Here is a 6,677-nt window from a genome sequence, read left to right as displayed (position 1 = left end):
GGATAACGATCAGGTCAATGATATGCCCGGTAAGTGACGGTACAGCCACGCGCTTGTTACTGTGCCGGGTGGCCGGCGTAGCGGCCTCACCGATGGGCCTGATGTGTCGTGTGGTGACTGGCATAGAACCCGACTTTTACTCTTCGGCTATGGAGCGTAGATAAGGCAGGTCGCACCCCGCCCCACCCACTAACCACAATCGCAAACAAGGTGCGCGAGTGGCTGGGTCGAATTGTAACGGCCCCTGAAAGGGTGCGCAGGCTCGACGCCTCCCCAGTGCCTCCCCAATCTGAAAAACACCCGCCCACAAAAAAGGCCACATCTCTGTGACCTCTTGAAACCCGCATGGTTACTGGGTTTGTTTGGTGGAGCTAAACGGGATCGAACCGTTGACCTCAACACTGCCAGCGTTGCGGGCGTTGCAACACAATTGGAATATATATGATTACCAAAGGAATTTCAATTGATCGTGAGGGAGAGAACCGGCGCAGGCTCGCACCGGAGCCCGCTATCGAGGACCGCAGCCGAGGCCGCTACTTTAACCCCGACGGAACGGGAACCGTAAGGACTTCAGATAAAGTCGGGCCACTGATTCCATCCTCACTGAAACGCCAGTTGTTGGATGTCGTTAAGAATCAGTAGACCCTATCGGACGGCATTTACCCGAATCCTGCGCCGTCCAAATTCTATTTCATTATGACTTTGTTTCGACAAACTGGACCACAATAACGCTGGTCATTTTCTTCTTCTGCGATGAAATCCTCGCCGCAGAGGCGGCAGATTTTTGTTGCTGGTTTTTTCAGCTCGATGGTCGAGTAATCGAAGCGCTGATTGGATTTCAGCTCTTGAAGATATGCGTCAATTCCAGTCGCGGAGCGTACGTATTCCAATTGGCGTTCTTTTCGTTTTATTATTTCTATTAGAAGGTTCATTTCAAAATATCGGCCGCGTTGTTATAGTTCGCAGGTGGCGGTCGATGCGGACCCCTCCACTCTCGCCACCCACTAACCGGCGATGGACAGGGCCACCACCGATGTTCTTTTTAACTTCCTCTGAGCATGTGCATCTGAGCCGCTATGCTGGCCTTGATCTGGCCAGCTGGCATCTTGACGTAGTCGTTAACTGTTGCTGGACTCAGGCGCGGTGTGTTGATGTAAGGCTCGCTAATTCCAGCCTCGGGTTCCAGCTCATTAATGGCCTTTATTGCTAACAGGTCAAGAGACGCCTTCGGTAGCTGGTTAGCGATATCCCAGCCCATTTTGTCAGCAACTGCTTTCCTGCACGCGTCGCGCATTTGTTCTGGTATTTCTATGTAAGCTTTATTTCGCATCTATCCAAACTCCAGTAAATATTTTACCTGCTGATTTTGCCCAGCTGATAACTTCTTCGGGGTCGTAAAGCACTTTGCCGCCATCCATGAAGTGGTCTGGGGCGTTGGCTTTCCTGTCAGGTCGCCGAGCATCTCGAAGCGCGTATATGCTGCAATCAGTATAATGCGCGACCTCTTTTTCAGTTAACGGCCGTTTTTTGATCGGCTGCATTTTCGATCTCCGATGCCCAGCGTTCTAGTACAGATTCAGAATAGTCACGGTCGCGCATGGCAGCCGCTCGGGCAAGCTCGTGAATCATTGATGCGTATTTGTCTGCGCCTTCTTGGAATCCCTGACGCTTTGCTTCAGCCTCTGATGCGCGGTTCTCGAACTTTACCTTGTCTATCATTTCGTTTCTATCCGAAGCGATCTGATTTGACTGACGCCAGCCAGTTACTTCTTGTGCGAGCATAACGATATCGTCGCCAATAAGCTTGCGAACAGAATCGGATGGCTCCCATTGGTATTGCACAGACAAAAGATAGTGCGCCATAGTAATGGCTTGCTTGTTCGTCAACCTGAACCCCTGCTGCGCGTTACCGTCCTCGTCGTGAGTCAAAAGGCCGACTCCCAGTGTACCGGTATCATCCAGAACCAAAGTGGCCTGCAGTCCGCCACAGCGCTCCCAGATTGGACACTCAGAACTCAGTGGAGCGCCCTCAGAAAACACGGCAAGGTAACCCGATGGAACAACGTCTTTCGCCACCTGCTTTGCAGCGTGCAACGGCTGTGCATCAGCTTTGACAATGTCACCTTCAAGGTCGGTCAGAGAGTCGGTATCGATAAAAACTTTAATGGGTTCGTGCTTCATAATTTGCCCTTTAATCGGCTGGGAATTTCTTTGGACTCGACGAGCCGTGTTTTAAGTCTTGAGGGAACCGATGAATCAACTACATCGCCCTGAGTGTTGTCGACCTTTAGCGAAATAATGGCAGCTTCCTTTTTGTCGTCGGTTTGCGTGTCCGGATCTGGTAGACCGACATTACCGTCTACCCAGCGAGAAGCAGGCGCGGTGTTAGTTGGGATGTGTCTCTCGCCGCCGCCTTCCGTTTGTCCGAGCCCGACCATCGCACGAGATTCATCCACTGTAATAATCCCAGCGTTCAACAATTGGCTGACAGAGTCAGACAGATCCTTGCCGCTTGACCTGACCAAGTTGTCCAAAGGAATCCTAAATCCATAACCCGCTGAAATCTCTGCGCGCGTTAATATGCTTGTATTGAAGGCGCTTTCTATGCGACGTGCGATTGGCGCTAAAAACATTGACACCAAACCACGAGAGGCTTCGACGGCGCTCGCGTATGGAGTTTTCTCAATGAGTCCAAGATGGTACGGATGCAGGCCGAAGCAGTTCGCCACTTCGGTTATATTGAACTGGCAAAGTTCTATTAGTTGAGAATCTACTGCGGATAACGGATCGGTCTGATTCCAAGAAACCCCCTGCTCCAAAACGGGAGCGCCGCCAAACTTAGAACCATTTGATGCAAATAAATTTCGCCACTGACCAGATAGCCGAGCTATGACCCCCTCGTCGAGAACGGATTCAGTGGATAACCACCCGCTAACGTGCACGACGTTATCCATTAAGCTGGACACGGCTCTGCGGGTAGCAATCCAGCCCGTCAACGATGGAGACAAGGTATTCAATGGGCTCGTTCCATACAAGCTGTCGTGTGTTGTCCTATACTTCAAGTGCACGATTTCTGATTCCGGATAAATCTGTTTTTCTTTTCCGGTCAGAGTATTGGCTGGAACAACGTAGAAAATTTTATTTGTCGTTTTGTCGACTTCAATGTGCGTAATTTCAGAAGGCAACGCTTCGAAACGATGTATTCCGCCACGGTCGTTACGCACGACCCTGAGGTATCCGTTCCCCAAAATTACCATGTTCCAGACAGCGGTTTCAATATCAGAGTACGTCATCGCGGCAAGTGCTGACGCCGTGTCAGTTCCACGTATAACAACCGAGCCGCCTTCCTCCATTTTTTTATGTAGCTCAAAGTTTGAGCTCGCCATCGCATCGGCAGCAATTGTGCCCGCCCGATATACAGCTGGAAGCGACTCACCGCGAGCGGACTCCTTTTTACTTGAACGGTCGGGCCATCCACCGCTACCAATTCCTAACCCATTGGTAAGAGAACCGTGGCCCTTCTGCGACGTTCCTTTCATCAGAACGCGCAGGGCTTCTTTTATGCGATTAGCCATATTAATCCGGCGTTCCAACGACAGGTGTTTCGACCCAGCACTTCATGAAACGTTCACCGCGTGACGTGTCGAAAAATATTTCATCGAGGACGGCGCGGAGCAAAATGGAGCCTTCGTTCCATGCCGATTCGGCAAAGGGGTTTGACTCTATTCCCAAAACTGGGGAAGTTAAAACGTAGTTTAGATAGCTCCAATCACCAAAGATCATCCTTGTGTTTCCGCCGCCGTCACCCTCTAAGAAAAACGTGTCGGTTGTCTTTCCTTGCATGACGTGGCCTCCGGACTCAAGGCTGTAGCCAGCGCCAGCTGCATACGCGTCGATATATTTGAACGACTCGGTAAAGCTTGGCTGACAGGCGTAATTGATTGGCGTGTTGTTCGCCGGATCTTTTAGAAGGGCGCGAAGTGCAAGCTCATTTTCTACCAGTAACTGGCCGGTGGTATTGTCTAGTGGAATGAGCGGATTTGGCGCGTCAGGGACCGCAGGAATCCACGCGGGCGGTGCAGAGGGGATTATAGCCTCGCTGAAAACTGCCTTCATGCGCGCTGTCTCCACTGCCTTCCACATCGCATCAGCAATCAACTGAGATGCATTGGGATGTTTTGCATACAAATCACCGCTTCGAAATATCTTCGACTTGCAGCCCAAGCTCGTTGTGGTCTCGCTCTCTGGAGAGAAGGTGAGGTCAGGCGTATCGGGAATTACGGTATCCCGATCAAAATACGCTGCAGTGCCTTTGCTGTCTTGTTTCACCCACTCGATTTTCTCTGAGTCGGAAACAGAGATCGTCGCGCCGAGACTGCCGAGCTGCAGGTGTTCTTCAAGCGCTGCGGCAGTAATGGTAAAGAGCTCATCTCTGCGGTCAGACTGGCTTAAGGGGAGCAGATTGGCGGGGGCGAGAACCGTGCTGTGGTTCTTGTTCTGGCTTTGCGGCATCATGGCGAGTACAGGCACAAGGAATGACCCGCCCTTCATCTTATCACCGAAGGTTTTGTTGCTGATATAGAGCTCTTCTGAAACCTCGCGCTCGAACGCGCCGTCGCCCAGTTTTTTGTCATTCGTAATCGCGGCGAGCAAGCCGGTCATTTTATATTCGCCGTTATGCGGGCGCGGTTGGATATAAGGTGTCTGTGCCTTTTTCATGTTGTCGTGCTCCGGAGTAGTGTTGAAAAATTCAAGGGTACTTTTTGAGTTGGACATTGATCGAGCGACAAGAAGTGCGTCGGGATTAGCAGGTACGCTTACCAGTGAGAGTTCAAGCAATTCCCACTGGTGGAATATGTAACCAACGAAGCCGCCGTCGTCGTTGTAGCGCGGCTCTGATCGAGTGGGATGGAAACCAATACTGACCGCATGTAGAAAACCTTCTTTGATCAGACGCCATGCGATGTCAGCCTCTTCCGTTATCCCTGCGGGCAAACCTTTGACTGTTGCCATTAGTTTGTTGCCTTCCTGCCAGATTCGAGCAACGTTGCCAATCGGAAACGCGCGAGAGTCGTGCTGCAGCAAAAACTGGGGGTTCTTCATGAAGTGCGTTATGTCAGCACCTGCGGGATCAACAATATCGCCTTGCCGGTCAACGCTATCACTGGAAGCAACAAAGGTTGCCTCGCGGTCGCCGATATCTTTAACGATCATGGTGTGGTTGTTCATCAGGTCGTCCGCCGGTTATTTCGTACAGTAAGGCATCGCCGTGTTTTATTCTCAACTACAAAATTTTGGGCAGCTAGGTTTTACTTCTAGAGAAATGCCGAAGGGGATCGATTCCCCAAAGCTCCGACGGGATGGTTCCTGCCAGAAGTTTGCATCGCAATTGGAACTTGTGACCGTGTGCCAGACCGATATTTCTATACAGCATCTGCAAATAGAAACCGGCCTGATCAGGGTCATCTGGCGGATGGTGACCGCCCATCAGATCTATGCACCCATCTAGCGACAGCCTCATCGTCATTTCTTTGCGGCAGCCTTCCAGTCCACGGAGCCGTCTGGCAATCGTGGCAGCCCATCAGAGCCTGCCTGTGTGGTTCCAGCCACACTTGGCCTTCCAGCTTTTGCCTGCAATTTCGCGCGGCGCTCTCGGTTGCGCGCTGGCTTGTCGATCAATGAAGAGCCTGCAAGGCCCATGGAGCGTTTCAGCGCCAGTATGCTTTTGATGGTTTTATCTATGGTCGATATGGTCGGGTGCGCTAGCTTGCCAGCAGGTCGGCTGACAGTGGGCCCATCTTGCTCAATTTCTGCCTGACAGTCTTCGAGGAAGCAGACCTGCTGGGCGAGCACCGTGCCTGAGTGCAACATGGAGAAATCCAGCTCGTCGTGGGATAAAGACCCGATTATCTCGGCGAAAGCCGCGAGCTGTCTATCGTTTAACAGGTCGGTCGGTTCAACGGATCTGGCACTCGCAGCGATCTCGGTTTGCAAGGTTGCTACTTCATGGGTGCCGCCCGCTTTGTGTCTGGTCTTGGTCGTTTTCATGTTTGTTTACCTTTGGTTGCGTTTATATACCCGTTGGTTCTATGTCAATATACTCCGAATTTTTGGGCTTTTTTGAACGCCCCGTTTTCAAGCGCTTGGGATTTCCTCCTTGCCTTTGGAACTGACGACCTCTCTCGCGGCTGGGGCTCTCCTAGGCCGATAATAAAGACCCCCTCCCCCCCCTGTGGTTGTTCTGAAAGGAATGCATTTGGTGGACAGTGGCGTGACAAGCAGCAATAGGGTTATTGGCGATAAAACGATTGGCTGTAATGGCGCGATTGGCGATGAGGTGATTGGCTGTAATGAAGTGATTGGCGATGAGGTGATTGGCTGTAATGACACGATTGGCGATAGGACGATTGGCAGCAATGGCGCGATTGGCGATGCGGCGATTGGGGGAGTGTTAGAAGTTTTGTGTCAATTCTTTAAATTGCAGCATAATGCTGTACGGAGAATTGATTATGACAGAACCATTCGATTTTGATAAAGCTCTTAAGGCCATCCAGTCCGGACAGGCCATTAGCGGGAAAGACGGTGTTTTGGCGCCACTGCTAAAGCAACTCACCGAGGCGGCGCTCGAAGCCGAACTGGAAAGCCACATTGCAGACGATGTGGTGCCCAACCGCAAG

9 protein-coding genes and 1 pseudogene are annotated in these 6,677 nt (G+C 51.5%); 2 read left to right on the top strand and 8 right to left on the bottom strand.

Annotated features, from left to right (window positions below):
• Positions 1–686: 686 nt before the first annotated feature.
• From V7723_RS19650 to V7723_RS19615, 8 genes are all read right to left on the bottom strand, one after another.
• Positions 687–890, bottom strand: coding sequence for a hypothetical protein (locus tag V7723_RS19650; protein WP_335686202.1), 204 nt, complete (start codon positions 888–890; stop codon positions 687–689).
• A 152-nt stretch (positions 891–1,042) separates the two neighbouring features.
• Entirely contained in the window at positions 1,043–1,330 is a 288-nt protein-coding gene (locus V7723_RS19645; protein ID WP_335686201.1) for a hypothetical protein, read from the bottom strand.
• Positions 1,320–1,541: a hypothetical protein gene (locus tag V7723_RS19640; protein WP_335686200.1), complete on the bottom strand. Its 222-nt coding sequence runs from the start codon at positions 1,539–1,541 to the stop codon at positions 1,320–1,322. Before V7723_RS19640 ends, V7723_RS19645 begins: the two co-directional genes overlap by 11 nt.
• Positions 1,510–2,181 (bottom strand): hypothetical protein, encoded by a 672-nt coding sequence (locus tag V7723_RS19635; protein ID WP_335686199.1) that lies wholly within the window; start codon positions 2,179–2,181, stop codon positions 1,510–1,512. The genes V7723_RS19640 and V7723_RS19635 overlap by 32 nt, the downstream gene beginning before the upstream one ends.
• A complete protein-coding gene (locus V7723_RS19630; RefSeq protein ID WP_335686198.1) occupies positions 2,178–3,575 on the bottom strand; it encodes a phage portal protein in 1,398 nt (465 codons plus the stop codon). The genes V7723_RS19635 and V7723_RS19630 overlap by 4 nt, the downstream gene beginning before the upstream one ends.
• 1 nt (position 3,576) lies before the next feature.
• Positions 3,577–5,229, bottom strand: coding sequence for an HK97 family phage prohead protease (locus V7723_RS19625; RefSeq protein ID WP_335686197.1), 1,653 nt, complete (start codon positions 5,227–5,229; stop codon positions 3,577–3,579).
• Between the two features lie 73 nt (positions 5,230–5,302).
• Complete coding sequence (locus tag V7723_RS19620; RefSeq protein WP_335686196.1) at positions 5,303–5,521, bottom strand: hypothetical protein; 219 nt, start codon at positions 5,519–5,521, stop codon at positions 5,303–5,305.
• Positions 5,522–5,523: 2 nt separating this feature from the next.
• Entirely contained in the window at positions 5,524–6,048 is a 525-nt protein-coding gene (locus tag V7723_RS19615) for a hypothetical protein (protein ID WP_335686195.1), read from the bottom strand.
• A 211-nt stretch (positions 6,049–6,259) separates the two neighbouring features.
• On the opposite strand from V7723_RS19615, the gene V7723_RS19610 reads away from it, so the two are divergent.
• Together V7723_RS19610 and V7723_RS19605 are read left to right on the top strand one after the other, a co-directional pair.
• Positions 6,260–6,532 (top strand): hypothetical protein, encoded by a 273-nt coding sequence (locus tag V7723_RS19610; RefSeq protein WP_335686194.1) that lies wholly within the window; start codon positions 6,260–6,262, stop codon positions 6,530–6,532.
• Positions 6,510–6,677: pseudogene (locus V7723_RS19605) on the top strand (IS256 family transposase); the annotation flags it as partial. The gene V7723_RS19610 and the pseudogene V7723_RS19605, both read left to right, overlap by 23 nt.

Origin of the sequence: Sneathiella sp., from assembly GCF_036960985.1 — a bacterium.
Classification (GTDB): Bacteria; Pseudomonadota; Alphaproteobacteria; order Sneathiellales; family Sneathiellaceae; genus Sneathiella.
Note: the sequence above shows the minus strand (reverse complement) of the source record. Positions and strands in the feature narration are given on the sequence as shown.